Raw genomic sequence first — 20,266 nt, forward strand, 5'->3', positions numbered from 1 at the left:
CAATAAAGATCCGGATCAGGCGGTGGCGAGCAGTTCGCGCAGGTGGCGATTGACGGTCTGTGGCTTCTCCAGCATCAACTGATGGCCACAGTTCTCCAGCACTTCGAACTGCGAATTGGGTAGCCGCTGGTGCAAGGCCCGTGCGCGCTCGGCGGGCGTCAGGCCGTCGCTGTCGCCGGAGACGATTCGCACCGGCAGCAGCAGGCGATCCAGCTCCGGCTCCGGCAACCAGTTCGCCTGACTCACCAGCGCCTTGAACACATCGAGTCGGTTGCTGCGGGTCAACTGCTCTTCGTAATCGATCAACTCCGGATCGGCATCGGCGTGCCAGGCGCGCTCACGAAATCCCTTCGACAGGACAGGCCGGAACCACTCCAGCAGCCACGCCGGCAACGACAGCAGGCCGCCGCGCCCCAGCGGGCGGTTGAGCTGAGTGCCCAGCAGCAGCGCCGAATCGATCAGCGCGCCCTGCCCCTGCGCCTGCAATGCCAACAGGCTGCTGACGCTCAGGCCGGTGCCGAAGGAATGCGCGGCGAGGATGTTGCGCTCGCCGGCGTAGCGCCGCAGTACCGCCACCTGATCGGCCACCAGCTCATCCCAGGCATAGTCCGTCGCGCGCCGTGGCTTGTCGCTGGCGCCGTGGCCGAGCAGGTCCCAGGCCACCAGGCTGTAACCCTCGGTCGCCAGCTCACGCCACTGTTCGCGCCATTGGTCCTTGTTGCCGCCGCCCCCGTGGGCAAAGAACACCACGGTCTGCGGGTAGCGATGCCCCTTGCTGTGGGCCAGGCTGATGTGCCGGCCGGGGCGGATTTCCACGCGCTCGCCGCGAACCAGCGGCAGTGCTTGCGTCCAGTGTTCAGGCATGTTCGGCAGTCTCCTTGCTGTGGGCCAGGCCCAGATGGTCGCGCAGGGTCCTGCCACTGTAGCGCCGGCGGAACAGGCCGCGATGCTGCAGTTGAGGCACCACCTGCGCGACGAAATCGTCGAGGCCGCCGGGCAGGTACGGCGGCATGATGTTGAAACCGTCCGCTGCGCCGGACTCGAACCACTCCTGCAACTGGTCGGCGATATCCACGGCGGTGCCGACGACCACGCGATGGCCACGGGCGTCGGCCATGCGCTGGTAGAGCTGGCGGATGCTCAGTCCCTCGCGCCGTGCCAGTTCCAGCAGCAGGTGCTGGCGGCTGACGCCGGATTCGGTGGTCGGCAGTTCCGGCAGCGGGCCATCCAGCGGCAGTTGCGAGAGGTCAAAGCCACCGGCCACGTCCGACAACAGCGACAACCCCACCACCGGCTGCACCAGTTCCTGCAACTGCGCACGGCGCTCGTCGGCCTCCGCACGGCTCGCGCCGAGGATCGGCAGCACGCCGGGCATCACCTTCAGCGCCCCCAGAGCGCGGCCATGGTGCGCCATCCGCTGTCTGATATCGCGGTAGAAAGCCTGCGCACCGGTCAATTCCGGCTGCGCCGTGAAGAGCACTTCCGCATGCTGCGCCGCCAGCTCCTTGCCAGCTTCCGACGCGCCAGCCAGCACCTGTACCGGCGCCACGCCACGGGTGGTCCAGCGCTCGCGCACGCGCAGGAGGAAGTCCTCTGCCATGCGGTAGCGGCAGGCGTGTTCGAAGTGCCGGTCGCGGCCGAAGTTGCCGGCTTCCTCGGCGTTGCTCGAGGTCACCAGGTTCCAGCCGCTGCGGCCGCCGCTGAGGGATTCCAGGGTGGCGAAGGTGTCCGCCACATTCGCCGCATCGTTGTACGAGGACGTGACGGTGGCCACCAGCCCGATGTGCCGGGTGCTGACAGCCAGATGCGCCAGCAGCGTCAGCGGTTCGAAATGCTCGGTGCGCGCCATGCGGCTCAGCGCATCCAGCCGGCCGGGCAACATGGCGAGGGTGTCGGAAAGGAAGATCGCATCGAAGCAGCCACGCTCGGCAGTGCGCGCCAGCGCCTGGTAGTGCGCCACATCCAGCCCGCCAGCAGCGTGCGCACGGGGATGCCGCCAGCCTGCCAGGTGATGCCCGGTGGCCATGAGGAAAGCGCCCAGCGCCATCTGTCGCGGCGCCGTCATGCGGGCTCCTCCACTTCGCGCAACGGATGCGCGGCCAGCAGCCGGCGTGTGTAGTCATGTTGCGGGGCGCGCAATACCTGCTGCGCCTCACCCAGCTCGACGATGTGCCCGCCCTGCATGACCGCGATGCGATCGCACAGGCGCGCGGCCACCTGCAGGTCATGGGTGATGAAGACCAGGCTCAGGCCCAGTTCGCGCTGGAGTCTTTCCAGCAGCTCCAGCACCTGCTGCTGCACCAGTGCATCCAGCGCCGAGACGCATTCGTCGGCCACCAGTACCTCGGGCTGCAGGGCCAGCGCACGGGCGATGCCGATACGCTGCCGCTGGCCGCCAGAGAAGTCCCGCGGGTAACGCTCGAAGGCAGCTTCCGGCAGGCCCACCTGCTGCAGCAACTCCCGCGCGCGGCGTTCCGCCTCGGCGGCGGAAACACCATGGGCCAGCGGTCCGGCCATGATCTGCCGCCCGACACGCTGGCGCGGATTGAGCGAGGCGAACGGGTCCTGGAAAACCATCTGCACCTGTTGGCGCAGCGGACGCAGCCGGCGCTGGGACAATGACGCCAGGTCCTGCCCCCGCAGCAGGATCTGCCCGCCGTCCGGTCTCAGCAGGCGCACCAGTGCGCGGCCCAGGGTGGTCTTGCCCGAGCCGGACTCGCCGACGATGCCCAGGCACTCACCCGGACGCAGGCTGAACGAGGCGTCGGCCAATGCAGCAACGCGGCGCCGCCGCCAGAAACCCTGGCGGCACTCGTAGTGCTTGTGCAGGCCAGCCACCTCCAGCAAGGGCGCGGCGTCCGCATCGAAGCGGCGCGGGCCGCGCGGTCCTTGATGCAGCGCCGCCAGCAGCTGGCGGGTATAGGGATGCTGCGGTGCGTCCAGCACCTGGCGCAGCGCGCCCTGTTCCACCACGCGGCCCTTTTCCATCACCAGCACGCGGTCGGCAATGGCCTCCACCACGGCGAAATCGTGGGTGATCAGCAGCACCGCCATGCCCTTCTCGCGGCGGATGCGCCGCAGCAATTCGAGGACCTGCGCCTGGGTGCTGACGTCCAGTGCCGAGGTCGGTTCGTCGGCGATCAGCAGCGCCGGCTCCAGCGCCAGGGCGATGGCGATCACCACCCGCTGGCGCTGGCCGCCGGAGAGCTGGAAGGGATAGGCATGGTAGAGACTCGCCGGCTCGGGCAGGCCGACGTAGCCGAGCAGGTCAAGCACCCGCTCGCGCCGCTTCGCAGCCTGCGCAACGCCATGGGCACGCAGGCTTTCGTCGATCTGCCGGCCGATGCTCATCAACGGGTTGAGCGCGCTCATGGGCTCCTGGAAGACCATGGCGATGTCCTTGCCGCGCAGCTCGCGCATGCCCTCCTCGCTGCGCCCGGCGAGGTCCTCGCCGCGAAAGCGGATGCTGCCTTCCACCGGCTTCAGGTGCCCCGGCAGCAGGCGCAGGATGGCATTGGCGAGCATCGACTTGCCCGAGCCGGACTCACCGACCACGCAAAGCACTTCACCGGCCGCCAGGTCGACGGACAGGTCGCTGACCGCACTGGCACGGTCGCCGCCCGCCGGCAAATCGATGCGCAGGTCACGCACCTCCAGCAGTTTCTCGCTCATGGGCGTCCTCCCTGGTTTCCAGGCGCCTGCACGGCTTCGCGCAGCGCCTCGCCGACACGCTGCACGGACAGCACCGTGAGCAGGATCGCCACGCCCGGCAGCAGGCTCATCGCAGGGGCCTCGCGCAGCAGATTGCGCGAGGCATTGATCATGTAGCCCCAGCTCATCGCCTCGGGATCGCCCAGGCCGAGGAAGGCCAGCGCGGCTTCGGTGAGGATGGCGGCGGCCAGGATGAAGGTCAGGCTCACCAGCAGCGGCGACAGCGCGTTGGGCAGGATCTGCACGAAGACGATGCGTGCCGGCCGCTGGCCAAGTACCAGCGCCGCCTGGACGAATTCGCGCTGACGCAGGCTCATGAATTCGCTGCGCACCAGCCGCGCCACTGGCGGCCAGGCTACCAGCGCCAGGGCCAGTACCACCGAGCCCACCGAAGGCTCCATCAGCGCCACCAGCACCACCGCCAGAACGAGCTGCGGGATGATCTGGAAGCACTCGGCAATACGCATCAGCAGCTCGTCGATCCAGCCGCCGAAGTAGCCGGCCGTGGCGCCGACCAGCAGTGCCGGCAACAGGGTCGCCAGCGTCGCCAGCAGCCCGACGGTCAGCGAGGTGCGCGCGCCGTAGAGCAGCCCGGTGGCGATGTCACGGCCGAGCATGTCGGTGCCCAGCCAGTGGCTGGCGTCGCGCAATGGCGGGATCAGCGGCCGCGCCAGCATCTCCCAGGGCGAGGCCGAGCAAAGCCAGGGCGCCAGGATGGCTGCCGCCGCCAGCAGGATCAGAAAACCGGCAGCGAGCAATGCACCGGGGCGGTAGAACGCGCGGCGCAGCCTCATCGCACCTCCCCCGCCGCGCCGATGCGCGGGTCGAGCAGGCGGCAGAGCAGATCGGTGAGGAAGTTGAACGCCACCACCAGGCAGGAGATCACCAGGAATACCCCCAGCAGCAGTGCGTAGTCGCGCTGGCTGAGCGCGTCGTAGAGCAGCCGGCCGATGCCTGGCCAGGCGTAGACCACCTCGATCAGCAGTGCACCGCTGGCGAGTTGGCCGAGCTGCAGGCCAGCGAAGGTCACCACCGGCACCAGCGCATTGCGCAGCACGTGGGCGAGCAGGATGCGCCCTTCGCCCAGCCCCTTGGCGCGCGCCAGGCGCACGTGTTCCTGGGGCAGGATGTCGAGCATCGCGCTGCGGGTCAGGTGGACGTACATCGCCAGCGACAGGAAGCTCAGCGACAGGCACGGCAGCAGCAGGTGGCCGAGGCGATCCGCCCACCAGTCCCAGCCGCTCAGGTCCGCGCCAACGCTCTGCATGCCGAAGGCCGGCAGCCAGCCCAGCTGCACGGAGAACAGCAGCACCAGCAGCAGCGCCAGCCAGAACGGCGGCGTGGCGAACAGCACCCAGACGGCGCGGCCAATGAAGCGGTCGAGGCGGCCACTGCCCTGCTGGCTGCGTGCAGCCAGCACACCAAGAGCAACGCCCAAGGTCAGTGACACGGCAAAGGCCGAACCCATCAGCAGCAACGTCGCCGGCAGGCGCTCGGCGATCAGTTGCCAGACGCTTTCCTGGTTGCGGTAGGAGTAGCCCAGGTCGAGGTGGGCAATCTGCGCAAGGTAGCGCCACAGTTGCACGGGCAGCGGCAGGTCGAGGCCCATCTCGCCGCGCAGCCGGGCGATGTAGTCGGCGTCATCGCTGCCCGCCTCGCCCGCCATCAGCAGCGCAGGGTCGCCCGGCGCGAGGCGCAGCAGCAGGAAGGCACCGACCAGTACCGCGACTATCAGGGCCAGCGCACGCCCCAGGCGCGCGCCGGCGTACAGCAGCACATTCATTGCTTGGCGGGCTCCAGGTAAACCTCGGCGTAGCTGTCGTTGAGGCTGGTGGCACTGCGGATCAGGTTGTGCACGCGCTGCTGGTAGAGCGTGGGGAAGCGCATCTCGAAGATCGGCGCGATCGGCAGGTCATCGTTGAGCTTGCGCTCCAGCTCGCCGTACACGGTCTGGCGTCCGGGGCCCTCGGGCGTATTGGCGACACGCTGCCAGAGCGCGTCCGCGGCGGCATCGCTGTAGCCGGTGATATTGGCGAAGGGCGAGGTCTTGAGGATGTAGTCAGTGCGGTACAGGTAGGCGGTGGTCAGGTAGGGATCGCCGATCTGGAAGATGAAGTTGTAGGTCAGGTCGAAGTCCCAATCGCTGGCGCGCTGGTACCAGGTGGCCGCATCGGAGGTCGCCACCTGCACCTTGATGCCCAGCGGCTGCAGCGCCTGCTTGGTGTACTCGGCCAGACGCTCCCAGGCGCCGCCCTTCTCGCCGTTGAGCAGGCGCACGCGCAGCTTGCTGACGTCCACGCCGGACTCGGCGATCAGTGCCTTGGCCCTGGCCGGGTCATAGCCGTACTGCGGCAGTTTCGGGTCGTGGAAGGCGCCGAGGAACGGCCCGGCGGCCACGCGGCCGGTGCCGAAGAAGATGTTGTCGACGATGAACTGGCGGTTCAGCGAATAGAGGATCGCCTGGCGCACCTTGGGATTGTCCAGGCCCGGCTTGCGGGTGTTGATCTGCAGGAAGGCCAGCCCTGGATACAGCTCGTATCCCTTCTCCGACGCCTCGACGCCCGGCAACTGAGAAAGGCGCTTGAGGTCGGCGTAATCGGCATCGCCGCTGCGCAGCACCTGTACCTCGCCACGTTCGAAGGCGGCCGCGCGGGCGGCTGCGTCGGGAATGACGTGATAGACGATACCGTCAAGGTACGGCAGGCCCTTGTGCCAGTAATCCGGGTTGCGCGCCAGGCGGATGTACGCGCCGCGCTTCCACTCCTGGAACACGAACGGGCCGGTTCCGACAGGCTTGAGGTTGTATGGGTTGCTACGGAAGTCGGTGCCGGCGTACAGGTGTTTGGGCACGATGGGCCGCAGGCCGCTGCCCAGCGCCGACAGCAGTGGCGAGAAGGGTTTCTTCAGCTGGAACACCACCTGATCGGCGCCTTTGGCCTGCACGCTTTGCACGTACTCGCCGAAGATGCTCGCCATGCGCTTGTCCACCTCCGGGTAGAAATCCTGGAAGCTGAACACCACGTCATCGGCGCTGAAGGGTTGGCCGTCATGCCATTTCACGCCGGGCTGCAGGTCGAAGGTGTAGGTCAGGCCGTCCGGCGATACCGTCCAGCTGCGGGCCAGCACCGGCTGCGGCTTGAGGTCGGTGTCGAAGGTGATCAGCCCTTCGAGGATCTTGCCGCCGACGTACTGGGTCGCGACGTGGCTGACCACCGCGTGGGACAGCGATGGCGGCTCGGGCTGCGCCACCAGGTCGAGCTGGCCGCCGCGGGTCGGCTCCGCCACGGCGGCGCCCGCCATGGCCAGGCCGGCCGCCAGCAGGCCGGCAAGCAGCCGGGCGTGACGTGGGCGCCGTGACGCGAGGCGGAAAGTGGGACTGGGCATGGAAGCTCCTGCAGGATCAGCGCCGCAAATCGGCTTTGCCAGGGGCTTGAGCAAGCGCTGTGCCATGGCCCTGCAGGCCCGCCGCTGCGGGGTTTGCGGCGCCTTGGCGCGAGGCCGCTGGTGCAAATCACACAGTGCCGCCGGCGCATTGCCTGAAAAGCAGCAGCCGCTGCTGCACAGCCCCACGCACGGCGTGGCCTGCGCGACTGGCACAGGCTTTGCGACTAGCCTGCATCTTCTACTTGGAGCAGCAGCGCATGACCCAGGACTATCTCGGCAACCCCATCGACAGCGAGCGCGCGGACACCCGCCAGGCCATCGATGATTTCACCGGCGGTGTACTCGCCTACCAGACCCGCGCGGAAAACATCCTCGCCGGTGCCGACGCAGACCCGGCCTCGGTGCTGGCCAACGCCTTCGCCGGCCTGCTGATGATGTTCGCCGAATCGCCACAGGCGCCCAGCCTCGCCGCACGCTACCTGCAACGGGCCTGGGCCGCCGGCCCCGGCATTCCCCGCGCCGAACGCTACACCGCGCTGCTCGCCGCCTGGAGCGCTGACGACCTGCCCGAGGCGCTGCGTCTGAGCGAGCTGCTGCTCGACGAGCAACCGCGCGACCTGCTGGCCGCCAAGCTCAACCAGTACTTCGAGTTCAACCGCGGCAACTCGCCGGCCATGCTGCGCATCGCCCTGAAAGCCGTGAAAGGCGCCGAGGATGTACCCCAGGCCTACGGCATGCTGGCCTTCGCCTACGAGCAGTGTCACCTGCTGGAGGAAGCCGAAGCGGCGGCGCGCTATGCCCTGCAGTTGCTGCCCGGCGAGCCCTGGGCGCAACACGCCCTCGCCCACGTGCTGCTGACCCGTGGCCACATCGAGGAAGGCACGCAGTTTCTCGAGGAAGCCAGCGCCGGCTGGCAGGGCCTCAACTCCTTCATGTACACCCACAACTGGTGGCACCTGGCGCTGTTTCACCTGGCGCGCGGCAACCAGCAGCGCGTGCTGGAAATCTACGACCGGCACGTCTGGGGCATCTTCCCCGAGTACTCCCAGGACCAGATCGGCGCGGTCTCGCTGCTGGCCCGCCTGGAGTTTGCCGGCATCGATGTCGGCCGGCGCTGGGAAGCACTGGTGCCCTACCTGCGCGAACGCCGGGCGGATGTCGTGCAGCCCTTCCTCAGCCTGCAATACCTCTATGGCCTGGCCCGCGCCGGGCAGGAAGAAGCCGCCGAATTGCTCGAGGCACTGCGGCAGCAGGCACGCCAGTCACCGGAGTTCAGCCGCGCGGCGTGGGCCGACGTGACACTGCCCGCCGCGGAAGGCCTGTACGCCCATGCCCGTGGCGAGTACGCACTGGCGGCGCGACGACTGGGCCAGGCTTTGCCGCGCCTGGGCGAGATCGGCGGCAGCCACGCCCAGCGCGACCTGTTCGCACTGATCGAACTGGATGCGCAACTGCGCGCCGGGGAATGGTTGGCGGCGCAACAGGCGCTGGAACTGCGGCGCCGCTACGACGCCCAGGATGTGCCCGGCAACCGCCATCTCGAGCGGGTCTATGGCGCCCTCGGCCTCCCCCAGGAAGCCGCACGCGCGGCCCGCCGGGTGGCGCGAGCACTGGGCGAGAATCCGTACTTGCCCAGCCACTGAGCGCCCGTGGGCGCGATCGCGGGCATTGCCCGTTTCTACAGGGAACGGGCCAGGTACACGCCACGGGCAATGGCCCGCGCCACGCAGTCGGCAGCCGCCGAGCCGATACGCGACAGCTCCACCTGACGGCGCTGGCCATCCACCAGCTCGACATCGCCGGACGCCATGGCGAACAGGCTGTCGCCGTCGAACGGCAGGTGCGCCGGGCGCACCGCGCGAGCGATGCCATCCTGGGCCATGATCGCCAGGCGCTTGCACTCGGCGGTGGTCAACCGCGCATTGCACGCCACCACCGCCAGCGTGGTGTTGGCGCCGGCCTGCAAGCGGCCCATGGAATCGAGCCGTGAGAGCTCCGGCATCGGCTCGCTGCAGTCCATCCGCTCTGCCGGTACGCGCCCACCGAATTCGCCGCCCTGCTCCCAGGGCCAGGCCCAGAAGGTCTTGCCGTCGGGCATGTAGACACTGCCGATGGGATTGGCCACCACCAGCGCCCCCACCACCAGGCCATCGCCCAGGTCCAGCGAAGCCGAACCCAGCCCGCCGGGCAGCACACCGGCCATGGCACCGCGCCCGGCACCGACCGCGCCCAGGGCGAACTCCACATCCAGGTTGGCCAGCGCCTCGCGGCCCAGCTCGCGGTATGGCGGATCGATACCCCAGCCCTTGTCGCCGCCATTGGCGAGGTCATGCAGCACGGCCGCCGGCACGATGGGAATGGCCGGCGCGCCGGCCTTCAGGTGCAGGCCGATATCCCGCGCGGAGAGCTCCGCACTCACGCCATCCGCCGCACCCAGACCGAACACCGAGCCGCCGGAAAACACCAGCGCATGCAGCTGTCCCACCATGTTCTCCGGCTCCAGCGCAGCGGACTCGCGCCCGCCGGGGCCGCCGCCGCGAATATCGACGCTGGCCGTCCACACGCCATTCGGGCGCAGCACGGTGACGCCGGTGCGCACACGTTCATCGGTGGCATGGCCGACCAGCAGTCCGGGGATATCGGTGATCAGGTTGCGCGGGCCGGGTCTGGGCATGCGTCTCTCCAGGCAGATAAGTGAAAGCAGCGCCGGAGCAAGGCCTGTGCCAGCACCACGGTGAAGGCTCGAACCTGCCTGCGTGGCCCTTGCTGCAAATGCAGCATCGCGCCGCCCGGGACCTGCGCCTCACCAGCGGCTGGATGAAAAGCAACAGCCTGGGTCGGCGCTGCTGCAAACCCAGCAGGGAATTTCCAGCACCACCGGCAAACCACTGAAAGACAAGGCCTTTCCAGTCTGGCACAGCGCTTGCCTAGTCACCGCCATGAGCTTGAGCCTGCCTTCCGACTGAACGCGACCAGTCCCTCCCAGCAACAAGCCGTTCGCCAACGCGGCCCCGATGCCGTCGACACGATAACCCGCAGCGGCCACCCAGACGGGCGCCAGCCGGGAGCAAACCTTGGAGCGTAACCATGACCGCAGTCACCCGTGCCCGGAGCGCATCGACCGCCCGCACGCTGTTCACCCATAGCCTTCTGTTCCTCGCCGTTACCCAGGCGTTGCCGGCGCGCGCCGCCGAGGCCGATGCCAGCGCCAACGGCAGCACCACCGACAACCGCCTGAGCACCGTGGTGGTGGTCGGCAACCGTGGCCAGGCGCGCACCCTGGCCGACAGCCCGGCACCGGTGGACGTCATCTCCAGCAAGCAGCTGGAAGCCACCGGCCAGGGCGACCTGACCCGCGCCCTGAGCCGCGTTCTGCCCTCGTTGAACCTGCCCGCCTCGTCCGGCTTCGGCTCTACCTCCGTGGTCCGCCCGATCAGCCTGCGCGGCCTCAACGGCGACCAGGTGCTGGTGCTGGTCAACGGCAAGCGCCGGCACAACAGCGCCCTGCTCAACAACGGCACCTACCTGAACTCCGGCTCGCAGCCGGTGGACCTGGACATGATCCCCACCGCCCTGGTGGACCACGTCGAAGTCCTGCGTGACGGCGCCTCCGCGCAGTACGGCTCCGATGCCATCGGCGGGGTGATCAACGTGGTGCTCAAGCAGACCGACCACGGCGGCCGCCTGGCCAGCACCTACGGCCAGAACTACGAGAACGGCGACGGCGAGACCGCCCGGCAGAGCGGCAACATCGGCTTCGAACTGGGCAACGAGGGCTTCGTCAACTTTGCCCTGGACTACAAGCACCAGAACGTCTCCGACCGCTCCGACAACGCGCCCTATACCGACTCCGCCGGCAACACCAGCCTGCAGCACACCTACTACGGCACCGGCCTGCCGAAGGTGGAGAACTTCAGCCTGGGCTACAACGCCGAGCTGCCGGTGAACGACGCGCTGACCCTGTATTCCTTCTCCACCTATACCAACCGCGAGTCGTCCAAGCCGCTGGCGTTCCACCAGCCGGCGAGCTTCAACGGCATCCCGACGCCCTACCCCGAGGGCATCGAGGACAACCTGCGGTTCATCGAGAACGACTTCCAGTTCGCCTTCGGCGGCAAGGGCGAAGCGGCCGGCTGGGACTACGACCTGTCCACCACCTATGGCCAGGACCACGCCCGCGCCACGCTGACCGATACCTACAACCTCAGCTACGGCGCGGACTCGCCGACCAACGTCGACACCGGCGTGAAGACCTTCAGCCAGTGGACCAGCAACCTCGACCTGACCCGCGCCTTCGACCTCGGCCTGGCCAAGCCCACGCAGATTTCCTGGGGCCTGGAACACCGCTACGAGAACTACAAGATCGGCAAGGGCGAGTACGCCTCCTACGGCTACGGCGACTACCAGTACGGCGCCAACGGCGCGCTGATCGCCCCCGGCACCATCTCCGGCGCTGGCACCACCCCGGCTGACGCCGCCTCCAAGGGCCGCACCAGCTACGCCGGCTACGGCGAGATCGGCCAGGACTTCACCGACAAGTGGCACGTCGACCTCGCCGGGCGCTACGAGCACTACAACGACGGCTCGGGCGTGACCACCAACGGCAAGCTCTCCACCCGCTACCAGCTGACCCCGATCCTGGCCCTGCGCGGCACCGCCAGCACCGGCTTCCGCGCGCCCTCGCTGGCCCAGCAGATCTACAGCTCCACCTCGCAGAGCAGCGTCAACGGCAACCTGATCGACTACCGCAACGTCGCGGTGAGTTCGGACGTGGCCCAGGCTCTGGGCGCATCTACCCTGAGCCCGGAGAAGTCCACCAACTACAGCGTCGGCCTGACCCTGCAGCCGACCCCGGCCAGCAGCCTGACCATCGACGCGTACCAGATCAAGATCCGCGACCGCATCGCCCAGACCGGCTACCTGGGCGGCACCCAGGCGATCCAGGACATCCTCGCCGGCGCCGGCCTCAACCCCAACCAGTACGTCACCTATTTCACCAACGCGCTGGACACCACCACCCGCGGCGTCGACATCGTCGGCGACTACCGCCAGGAGCTGGGCGCCTACGGCAGCATCCGCTACAACGCCGGCTTCAACTGGAACACCACCGAGATCGACAAGATCCACGCCTCCTCCGTGGCCCAGTCCGCCCTCGGCCCGGACGGCGGCTACGACCGCCAGCGCCAGGGCAACCTCAAGCACGGCCAGCCCGAATCGCGCCTGCTGCTGGGCGCCGACTGGAGCATCGGCCAGTTCGACGTGAGCCTGAACCTGACCCGCTACGGCGAGTACACCCAGTACGGCACCGCCGAGGTCTACGACCGTACCTTCGACCCGCAGTGGATCACCGACCTCAACGTCGACTACCACTTGACCCGCAACCTGACCCTCACCGCCGGGGCGAACAACCTGTTCAACGTCTACCCCGACCGCACCAACCTGCCCAGCACCTCCGGCGCCTTCCCGTACGGCAACTTCTCGCCCTACGGCACTACCGGCGGCTACTGGTACACGGGCCTGGCCTACAACTTCTGACCTGGCACAAGCCGGCGGGCGCCCGGGCGGCGCCCGCCCGAACGGGAGACAAGACATGACCCGCCGCACCGACCAGCTCAAGCTCGGCGCCTTCCTCGCCAACAGCGGCCACCACGTCGCCGCCTGGCGCCACCCCAAGGCACAGGCCGACGCCAGCCTGGATTTCGACTACTTCAAGCAGGTTGCGCAGACCGCCGAGCGCGGCCGTTTCGACGCGCTGTTCGTCGCCGACGTGGTCGCCCTCTGGGGCCACCACCTCGACGCCCTGAGCCGCACCGCGCGCGGCGAGCACTTCGAGCCGCTGACCCTGATGGCCGCGCTGGCCGCCGTCACCAGCCGCATCGGCCTGATCGCCACCGCCACCACCAGCTACAACGAGCCGTACCACATCGCCCGCAAGTTCGCCTCGCTCGACTACCTGTCCAAGGGCCGCGCCGCCTGGAACCTGGTGACCTCGGTGGTCTCCGACGAGGCCTGGAACTTCGGCCGCGAAGCCCACATCGACCACGCCGAGCGCTACCGTCGCGCCGAAGAGTTCCACGACGTGGTCAAGGGCCTGTGGGACAGCTGGGAGGACGACGCCTTCCTGCGCGACAAGGCCAGTGGACAGTACTTCGACCCGGCCAAGCTGCACGTGCTCGACCACAAGGGCGAGTACTTCTCGGTGCGTGGGCCGCTCAACGTGGCGCGCCCGCCGCAGGGCCACCCGGTGCTGGTGCAGGCCGGCGCCTCGGATGCCGGCAAGGCGCTGGCCGCGCGCGTGGCGGAAGTCATCTTCGCCATGGCCGAGACCATTCCCGCCGCCCAGGCCTTCTACAGCGACGTGAAGCAACGCGCCGCCGCGCTGGGCCGCGACCCGGACGGCATCAAGATCCTCCCCGGCGTCACCCCCTTCATCGGCCGCACCCGCGAAGAGGCCCGCGAGCTGTTCGAGGAATTCCAGAGCCTGGTGGACCCAGTGCTCGGCTTGCGCCTGCTGGCCGACACCCTCGGCGAGGACATCGACCTCTCCGCCCATGACCTCGACGGCCCGCTGCCGGAAACCCCGGTCGGCCAGCGCGGCAGCCGCCGCGACAAGGTGCTGGAACTGGCGCGCAACGAAGGCCTGACGATCCGTCAGCTGTACCTGCGCCTGGCCGGCGGCAACCCGGTGATCGGCACCGCCGAAGACATCGCCGATACCTTCGATGCCTGGTTCCAGGCCCGCGCCTGCGATGGCTTCAACGTGTTCTTCCCGTACCTGCCGGGCGGCATCGAGGTGTTCGTCGACGAGGTGGTGCCGCTGCTGCAGGAGCGCGGCCTGCTGCGCCGCGAATACGAAGGCGCAACCCTGCGCGAGAACCTCGGCCTGGTGCGTCCGGCCAACCGTTTCGCCGGGAGCGCGGCATGAGGTTCGCGCCCCTGCTGCTGGCTGCCGGCTGCGCTCTTGCGCAGCCGGCGTTCGCGCTGAACATCCTGCTCAGCAACGATGACGGCTACCTCCACCCGAACATCCGCGCGCTGTACACCTCGCTGAAGGCCGACGGGCACACGGTGCGCATAGCCGCGCCCTACAGCGACCAGAGCGCGCGTAGCGGTGCCTTCTTCTTCGGGCGCGAGACACAGGTCGGCCGTGATGACGATCCGGCCTATCCCGACAGCTACTACCTCACCACCACCGAGAAGGGCCTCTGCGAAAGCGCCCGCTGCGCCGGCCAGCAGGTGGATATCCGCATCAGCGGCACGCCGGTCATGGCCGTGCTGCTGGGACTGGAGAAGGTCTTGCCGCACCCGGACCTGGTCATAGTCGGGCCCAACCCCGGCAACAACCTCGGCGCCCTCAACAGCGCCTCGGGCACCTTCAACGCCGCCAGCGTCGCGGTGCTCTCCGGCGTGCCCGCCCTGGCCGTCAGCGCCGACCTGAAGGAGCAGGACAGCCCGCGCATCGCCGCCATCGTCACCCGCCTGGTGGACGCGCTGGACAAGCACCGACAAGCCAATGGCGCGCTGCTGCCCAGGGGCGTAGGTCTGAACCTCAACCTGCCGCCGCTGGAAAAACTCCAGGGCGCGCGACTGACCCGCATCGGCAGCTACGTGCCCTTCCACGCCCTCTACACCGAGGACCTCGGCAAGCTCGACGCGAAGCTGGCGGGCAAGCCGGGCATCGGCTTCGCCTGGTCGCCGCCGCCGGACGCCAGCAACGCCGAGGACGAAGCGGTGTGGGTCGCCAGGGGCTACCTCACCCTCAGCCCATTCAGCGCCCTGCCCGGCGCGCCGGCCGACAGCGGGCGCCTCGACGCCGCGCTGACGCCGTTGCTGGGCCAGGCCGACCTCACGGAGCAAGAACCATGACCCGCCGTACTCCCCACCGCAGCTTCCGCCTGGGCTTCCTCAACCGCGTATACGCCCCGCAGTTCGAGCCGCGCCTGTACCAGCAGACGCTGGAACTGTTCGAGGCCGCCGAGGAGCTGGGCTTCGACAGCGGCTGGCTGGCCCAGCACCACTTCGCCAGCGAGAACGGCCGCCTGCCCTCGCCGCTGGTGCTGCTCGGCGCGGCAGCCGAGCGCACCCGGCACATCCAGCTGGGCACCGGCATCGTGGTGCTCAACCAGGAGAACGCCCTGCGCCTGGCCGAGGACGCCTCTGTGCTCGACCTGATCAGCCAGGGCCGTCTGCAACTGGGCCTAGGCGCCGGCTTCGACCCCGACAGCTTCGCCGCCTTCGGCCAGAGCCTGGAAGGCCGCCACGCGCAGTACGACCAGCGCCTGGAGCGTCTGCGCCAGGCCCTGGCCGGCGAGCCGCTGAATGCCGAAGGGCGCGTGCTGCGCCCCGCCGCCCATGGCCTTGAACAACGCTTGTGGGAGGCGACGTCCCGCGTCGAACAGGTCGCCACGCGCGGCAACGGGCTGATCCTCGCGCCCAACCCCAACGCCGGTGCCGAGCCGCGCTCGCAGGTGATCGAACGCTACCGCCAGGCGTGGAATCCCACCCACGTCGGAGCGCCCCGCGTTGCCCTGGTGCGCGCAGTCTTCCCCGGTGCCGACGCTGCCGCAGCCGGCTCGACCCTGCGCCAGGACATCCTCACCTACGTCGAACGCCAGCGCCGCATCGGCATTGGCCACGCGGACCCGGCACAGGGCTTCGAAGCGGTGCTCGACGCCCTCGGCGTGCTGCACGGCGACCCGGCGAAGATCGCCGAGCAACTGCGTGCGGATGCACCGCTGGGCGCCGATGACCAATTGATCGTCCAGGTGCAGACCACCTCGACCGGCTTCGCCGAAGCCCTGCGCCACCTGGAAACCGTCGCCCGCGACATCGCCCCCGCGCTGGGCTGGCAACCGCGCCAGCAGCGCGCACCCGCACAGGAGATACCGGCATGAGCGCACTGCAAACCCGGAAGCCGTTCAAGCTCGGCTTCCTCACCCATGCCTTCGGCAGCGACCCGCGCCAGGTCTACCGCGACCTGCAGGAGCAGTTCGAGTTCGCCGAGGCGCTGGGCTTCGACGGCGGCTGGATCGCCCAGCACCATCTGAGCGGCGGCTTCGGCCAGCTGCCTTCACCGCTGCTGCTGTTCGCCAATATTGCCGCACGCACCCGGCGCATCGAGCTGGGCACGGCGGTCGTCACCCTGCCGCTGGAAGACGCCCTGCGCCTGGCCGAAGATGCCGCCGTGCTCGACGCACTGTCCGCCGGCCGCCTGCAACTGGGCCTGGGCAGCGGCGGCGCCAACCTGGACATGTTCAATGCCTTCGGCCGAGACGCCCAGCGCCGCCAGGAGGATTTCCAGCAAGCCCAGCGAGCACTGCAGGCCGCCCTGCTAGGCGCGCCGCTGCCCGGTGAAGCGCAGTTGCGCCTGCATCCGCCGGCGGCCGGTCTGCGGGAGCGGCTCTGGCATTCCCACGGCAGCGAAGCCGGCGCGGTGTATGCCGCCGAGCAAGGCAACGGCCTGTTGCTGGGCACCGCCACCCACGATCCGCTGACGGTGCAGAAGCCGCTGGCCGATGCCTACCTTGGCGCCTGGCGGGACGAAACCCGGCGGCCACGCATCGGTGTAGTCCGCGCGGTGTTTCCCGCTGAAGACAAGACCCAGTCCCGCGCGGAGCTCGCGCCGGACATCGAGCTGCACGTACCGAGGCTGATCCGCGAGGGCCTGATCGACGAAGCCGCCGACCTGGAAAGCCACCTGCGCCTGCTCAACGTCCACCACGGTCATCCCGAGGAGGTGATTGCCAGCGTGCGCAACGACCCATCGCTGCTGCCCTACGCGGACTACTTCATCGCCGTGGTGCAGTCGGAAAGTTCCACCCAGGCCCAGGTGTTGCGACGCCTGGAACAACTGGCGCGTGACATCGCCCCGGCGCTGGGCTGGACGAGCGCCGGCGAGCGTCTGGCGGTCGCCGGATGAGCCTGCGCTTCGCCTGGAAGCTCTGCGCCGGCGGCACCCGGCGCGGACTGGACTGGCAGGCGCAGCCATCGGAATGGGTGCAGCTGGCCCAGGCCGCGGAATACGCAGGCTTCGACGACCTCTACCTGCCCGGCGGCCCCAGCCAGCCGGACAGCCTGATGGTCGCCGCTGCCTTGTGCGCGCATACCCGGCGGCTCGGGCTGACCCTGAGCCTGCCGGCGGAAGCCATGCTCCCGGCCGCGCTGGCGGCCACCCTGCAAAGCCTGCAATCGCTGTCCGCCGGACGGGTCCGCCTGCACCTGCCCGACAGCGACCGCGGCAGCCTGCGCCGGGCCTTCGGCGAGGTGCTCAACCGCGACCAGCGCCACGAACGCATCGACGAGTTCCTCGACATCCTGCAACGCCTGCTGCACGCCCCGGCCACCCCACTGGACCACAACGGCCGCTACTTCCAGCTGGAGAACGCCGGCCTCGGCCTGCGCGACCTGCCACCCACGCCGCTGCTGCTGGACGAAACCCTGGGCGCCGAACGTATCGCCAGCCGCGCGGACCTCTGTTTCGTCCAGGGCAACGGCGTCGCGCAGCTGGGCGAAACCATCGAGCGCCTGAACCGGGCCGCGCTGGCTGCCGGCCGCTCCCTGGGCCATGTCGCCAGCTTCGGGATCATCGCCCGCGACAGCGAGGAGCAGGCCTGGGACGAGGCCGCTCGCCAGGCCCAGGCGTTAGCCGCGCCGCCCCGGGGCAAACGCCGCACCGATGCCACGGTGGTCGAATTGCTTGCCGAGCGCGCCGAGCACCCCGCCCGGCGCAGCGAGATCCACCCGAACCTGTGGTTGCCCGCACCCGGCGAATCGCCCGTGCTGGTGGGCAGCTACAAGCAGATCGTCAGCCGCCTGCATGAGCTGCGCGGCGCCGGCCTCGAGCAGATCATCCTGCATGCCCCCAACGCGGTGCGCGAGGTCCTGCGCTTCGGCGAACGGGTCCTGCCACTGCTGCGCAACGAAGCGGAAAAGGACACCCGGATTGGTCGCTGAACCCAAACGCCAACGCATCGAGATCGACTGGTTTCTGCCCACCAACGGCGACGGCCACCACCTCACCAGCAGCGGCCTGCCCAAGGTCGGCCTGTTCCAGCAGGGTGAGCGCGCGCCGACCCTCGACTACCTGCGCCAGGTGGTGCGCGCCACCGAGCAGGCGGCCTTCGACGGCATCATGGTGCCGACCGCCAGCGGCTTCGAAGACCCCTGGCTGATCGTCGCGCTGATGGTCCAGGAAGTACGCCGGCTGAAGTTCCTGCTGACCCTGCGTCCTGGCGTCGAACTGCCCGCGCACACCGCGCACAAGGCCGCCACCCTCCAGCAACTCAGCGACAACCGCCTGCTGCTGCACCTGGTCAGCGGCTCCAGCCGCTTCGAGCAGCGCGCCCTGGGCGACTTTCTCGAACACGACGAGCGCTATGCCCGCAGCGCCGAATTCCTCGATGTGTTCCGCGCCACCTGGGCCGGACGCGAGCACCACGGCCGGCACTACCGCACCGGCAGCCCGGTGCCGATCGCCCGCGAAGCCGCGCTGCCGCCCATCTGTTTCGGCGGTGCTTCGGAGGTGGCCGAGCGTATCGCCGCCAGCCATGCGCAGAGCTACCTGATGTGGGGCGAGCCGCCAGCGATGATCCGCGAGCGCATCCTGCGCATGCGCGAGCTGGCCTCTGGACAGGGCCGCGAGCTGCGCTTCGGCCTGCGCCTGCACGTGTTCGCCGCCGCGGACTCGCGCCAGGCCTGGGCCCACGTCGGACGCCTGCTGGAAGAGATTCCCCGCGATGCCATCGAACGGGCCCAGCAACAGCTGGCGGCCTACGAGTCGGTGGGGCAATCGCGGCAGATCAGCCTGACCCAGGGCCGTGCGCGCAGCGTGCGCGACCTGGAGGTCTCACCGAATCTCTGGGCGGGTGTAGGCCTGGTGCGCGGTGGCGCTGGCACGGCGCTGGTGGGCAGTTACGCGGAAGTGGCCGAGCGCATCGAGGAGTACCACCAGTTGGGCGTGGACACCTTCATCCTCTCCGGCTATCCGCACCTGGAAGAAGCGATCCACCTCGGCGAGGAGCTGCTGCCCCTGCTGCGCCGTGACGACGCCGTGGCCAGCAGCAGCCAGCGCCGCCGCGACTGATCAGGCCTTGGCGCGGCCCTTGAGCAGGCCGTGGTTGACCAGCAGCGTGCGCATGGCATTGCGGCTGATGCCCAGCAGCGCGGCGGTACGCAGCTGGTTGAAGCCGCAGTGGGCGAAGGACTCGCGGACGATCAGGTCCTCCAGATCATGCAGCAGGGTTTCCCCCGGCACTTCGAAGAGGCGCTGCAACTGGTCGCGGATGATCTCCTGCGGCAGTCCGGTCGGCGCTCCCGAGCCCATCCGTTGCCCCGACAGCGCAGCGGAGAACTTCAGGTGCTCGGGTCGCACCGCCTTCTCCCCCGCCACCAGCAGGGCCAGGTGCACGACGTTCTCCAGCTCGCGGATGTTGCCCGGCCAGGCGTAGTCCAGCAGTGCGCTGACGGCGGCCTCGGAGAACATCGGCTCGGCAATCTTCAGGCGCTGGGCGTAGAGCCGGCGGAAGTGTTCCACCAGCGGCATGATGTCCAGCGGACGCTCGCGCAGCGGCAACACGCGGGCCTGGGCGACATTGATCCGATAGAACAGGTCGAGACGGAAATTGCCGGCATCCACCGCCTGCTCGAGGTCGACGTTGGTGGCGGTGACCAGGCGGATGTCCACCTTGATCGGCTTGCGCGAGCCGACGCGGACGATCTCCTGCTCCTGCAAGGCGCGTAGCAGCTTCACCTGCAGCGGCATCGGCAGGTCGCCGATCTCGTCGAGGAACAGGGTGCCGCCGTCGGCCTCCTCGAACCAGCCGGCACGGCGCCCGGTGGCGCCGGAGAAGGCCCCGGCCTCGTGGCCGAACAGCTCGCTCTCGGCGAGGTTCTCGTTGATCGCGCCGCAGTTCACCGCGACAAAGGCGCCCTTGCGCCCGCTGGCACTGTGGATGTAGCGCGCCACCAGTTCCTTGCCGGTACCGGTCTCGCCGTTGATCAGCACCGGTACCTCGCTGGGGCCGACGCGGTCGAGGAATTCCAGCAACTGGCGCGAGCGCGGATCGGCGAACACCAGCGCCTTGGCGCGAATGGACAGCGGCTGCTTCTCGCCCTGCGGCAAGGTCAGCACGGGCGTCGCGCCCCAGGGTGATTGGCTCATGGGTCCTGCTTG

General features: G+C 69.1%; 16 protein-coding genes. 8 read left to right on the plus strand and 8 right to left on the minus strand.

What is annotated here, in order from left to right; all coding sequences use genetic code 11:
* Nucleotides 1-15: 15 nt before the first annotated feature.
* From IB273_RS08095 to IB273_RS08120, 6 genes are read right to left on the minus strand one after another with little or no spacing between them, the layout of a single operon-like run.
* Nucleotides 16-864 (minus strand): alpha/beta fold hydrolase, encoded by an 849-nt coding sequence (locus IB273_RS08095; protein ID WP_081518340.1) that lies wholly within the window; start codon nucleotides 862-864, stop codon nucleotides 16-18.
* Nucleotides 857-2,065, minus strand: coding sequence for an LLM class flavin-dependent oxidoreductase (locus IB273_RS08100; RefSeq protein WP_225610100.1), 1,209 nt, complete (start codon nucleotides 2,063-2,065; stop codon nucleotides 857-859). The genes IB273_RS08095 and IB273_RS08100 overlap by 8 nt, the downstream gene beginning before the upstream one ends.
* Nucleotides 2,062-3,672: an ABC transporter ATP-binding protein gene (locus IB273_RS08105; RefSeq protein WP_192223762.1), complete on the minus strand. Its 1,611-nt coding sequence runs from the start codon at nucleotides 3,670-3,672 to the stop codon at nucleotides 2,062-2,064. Before IB273_RS08105 ends, IB273_RS08100 begins: the two co-directional genes overlap by 4 nt.
* Complete coding sequence (locus IB273_RS08110) at nucleotides 3,669-4,505, minus strand: ABC transporter permease (RefSeq protein ID WP_192223763.1); 837 nt, start codon at nucleotides 4,503-4,505, stop codon at nucleotides 3,669-3,671. The genes IB273_RS08105 and IB273_RS08110 overlap by 4 nt, the downstream gene beginning before the upstream one ends.
* A complete protein-coding gene (locus tag IB273_RS08115; RefSeq protein WP_045214324.1) occupies nucleotides 4,502-5,494 on the minus strand; it encodes an ABC transporter permease in 993 nt (330 codons plus the stop codon). Before IB273_RS08115 ends, IB273_RS08110 begins: the two co-directional genes overlap by 4 nt.
* Entirely contained in the window at nucleotides 5,491-7,011 is a 1,521-nt protein-coding gene (locus tag IB273_RS08120) for an ABC transporter substrate-binding protein (protein WP_318652473.1), read from the minus strand. The genes IB273_RS08115 and IB273_RS08120 overlap by 4 nt, the downstream gene beginning before the upstream one ends.
* A 341-nt stretch (nucleotides 7,012-7,352) precedes the next feature.
* Between IB273_RS08120 and IB273_RS08125 the strand changes: the two genes are divergently transcribed.
* A complete protein-coding gene (locus IB273_RS08125; RefSeq protein ID WP_192223765.1) occupies nucleotides 7,353-8,738 on the plus strand; it encodes a tetratricopeptide repeat protein in 1,386 nt (461 codons plus the stop codon).
* 35 nt (nucleotides 8,739-8,773) lie between these two features.
* Here IB273_RS08125 and IB273_RS08130 read toward each other — a convergent pair whose 3' ends face one another.
* On the minus strand, nucleotides 8,774-9,769 hold the full coding sequence (locus tag IB273_RS08130) for a P1 family peptidase (protein WP_081518345.1): 996 nt from the start codon (nucleotides 9,767-9,769) through the stop codon (nucleotides 8,774-8,776).
* 413 nt (nucleotides 9,770-10,182) lie between these two features.
* Between IB273_RS08130 and IB273_RS08135 the strand changes: the two genes are divergently transcribed.
* Genes IB273_RS08135 through IB273_RS08165 form a run of 7 tightly spaced genes read left to right on the plus strand, consistent with a single transcriptional unit; the run spans nucleotide 10,183 to nucleotide 19,177 of the window.
* Nucleotides 10,183-12,630 (plus strand): TonB-dependent receptor plug domain-containing protein, encoded by a 2,448-nt coding sequence (locus IB273_RS08135; RefSeq protein ID WP_192223766.1) that lies wholly within the window; start codon nucleotides 10,183-10,185, stop codon nucleotides 12,628-12,630.
* Nucleotides 12,631-12,685: 55 nt separating this feature from the next.
* Nucleotides 12,686-14,020 carry an LLM class flavin-dependent oxidoreductase gene (locus IB273_RS08140; protein WP_192210787.1) on the plus strand — a complete coding sequence of 445 codons (1,335 nt, stop codon included), beginning with the start codon at nucleotides 12,686-12,688 and terminating at the stop codon, nucleotides 14,018-14,020.
* A complete protein-coding gene (locus IB273_RS08145; RefSeq protein WP_192223767.1) occupies nucleotides 14,017-14,961 on the plus strand; it encodes a 5'/3'-nucleotidase SurE in 945 nt (314 codons plus the stop codon). The genes IB273_RS08140 and IB273_RS08145 overlap by 4 nt, the downstream gene beginning before the upstream one ends.
* Nucleotides 14,958-15,989, plus strand: coding sequence for an LLM class flavin-dependent oxidoreductase (locus tag IB273_RS08150; protein ID WP_192223768.1), 1,032 nt, complete (start codon nucleotides 14,958-14,960; stop codon nucleotides 15,987-15,989). The genes IB273_RS08145 and IB273_RS08150 overlap by 4 nt, the downstream gene beginning before the upstream one ends.
* Nucleotides 15,986-17,014, plus strand: coding sequence for an LLM class flavin-dependent oxidoreductase (locus tag IB273_RS08155; protein WP_192223769.1), 1,029 nt, complete (start codon nucleotides 15,986-15,988; stop codon nucleotides 17,012-17,014). Before IB273_RS08150 ends, IB273_RS08155 begins: the two co-directional genes overlap by 4 nt.
* Complete coding sequence (locus IB273_RS08160; RefSeq protein WP_192223770.1) at nucleotides 17,011-18,048, plus strand: LLM class flavin-dependent oxidoreductase; 1,038 nt, start codon at nucleotides 17,011-17,013, stop codon at nucleotides 18,046-18,048. The genes IB273_RS08155 and IB273_RS08160 overlap by 4 nt, the downstream gene beginning before the upstream one ends.
* A complete protein-coding gene (locus tag IB273_RS08165; protein ID WP_225610101.1) occupies nucleotides 18,038-19,177 on the plus strand; it encodes an LLM class flavin-dependent oxidoreductase in 1,140 nt (379 codons plus the stop codon). The genes IB273_RS08160 and IB273_RS08165 overlap by 11 nt, the downstream gene beginning before the upstream one ends.
* Here IB273_RS08165 and IB273_RS08170 read toward each other — a convergent pair whose 3' ends face one another.
* Nucleotides 19,178-20,254, minus strand: a complete 1,077-nt coding sequence (locus IB273_RS08170) for a sigma-54 interaction domain-containing protein (RefSeq protein ID WP_081518353.1) — start codon at nucleotides 20,252-20,254, stop codon at nucleotides 19,178-19,180.
* Nucleotides 20,255-20,266 lie beyond the last annotated feature (12 nt).

The sequence above is a fragment of the Pseudomonas sp. PDM19 genome (genome assembly GCF_014852215.1).
Classification (GTDB): Bacteria; Pseudomonadota; Gammaproteobacteria; order Pseudomonadales; family Pseudomonadaceae; genus Pseudomonas.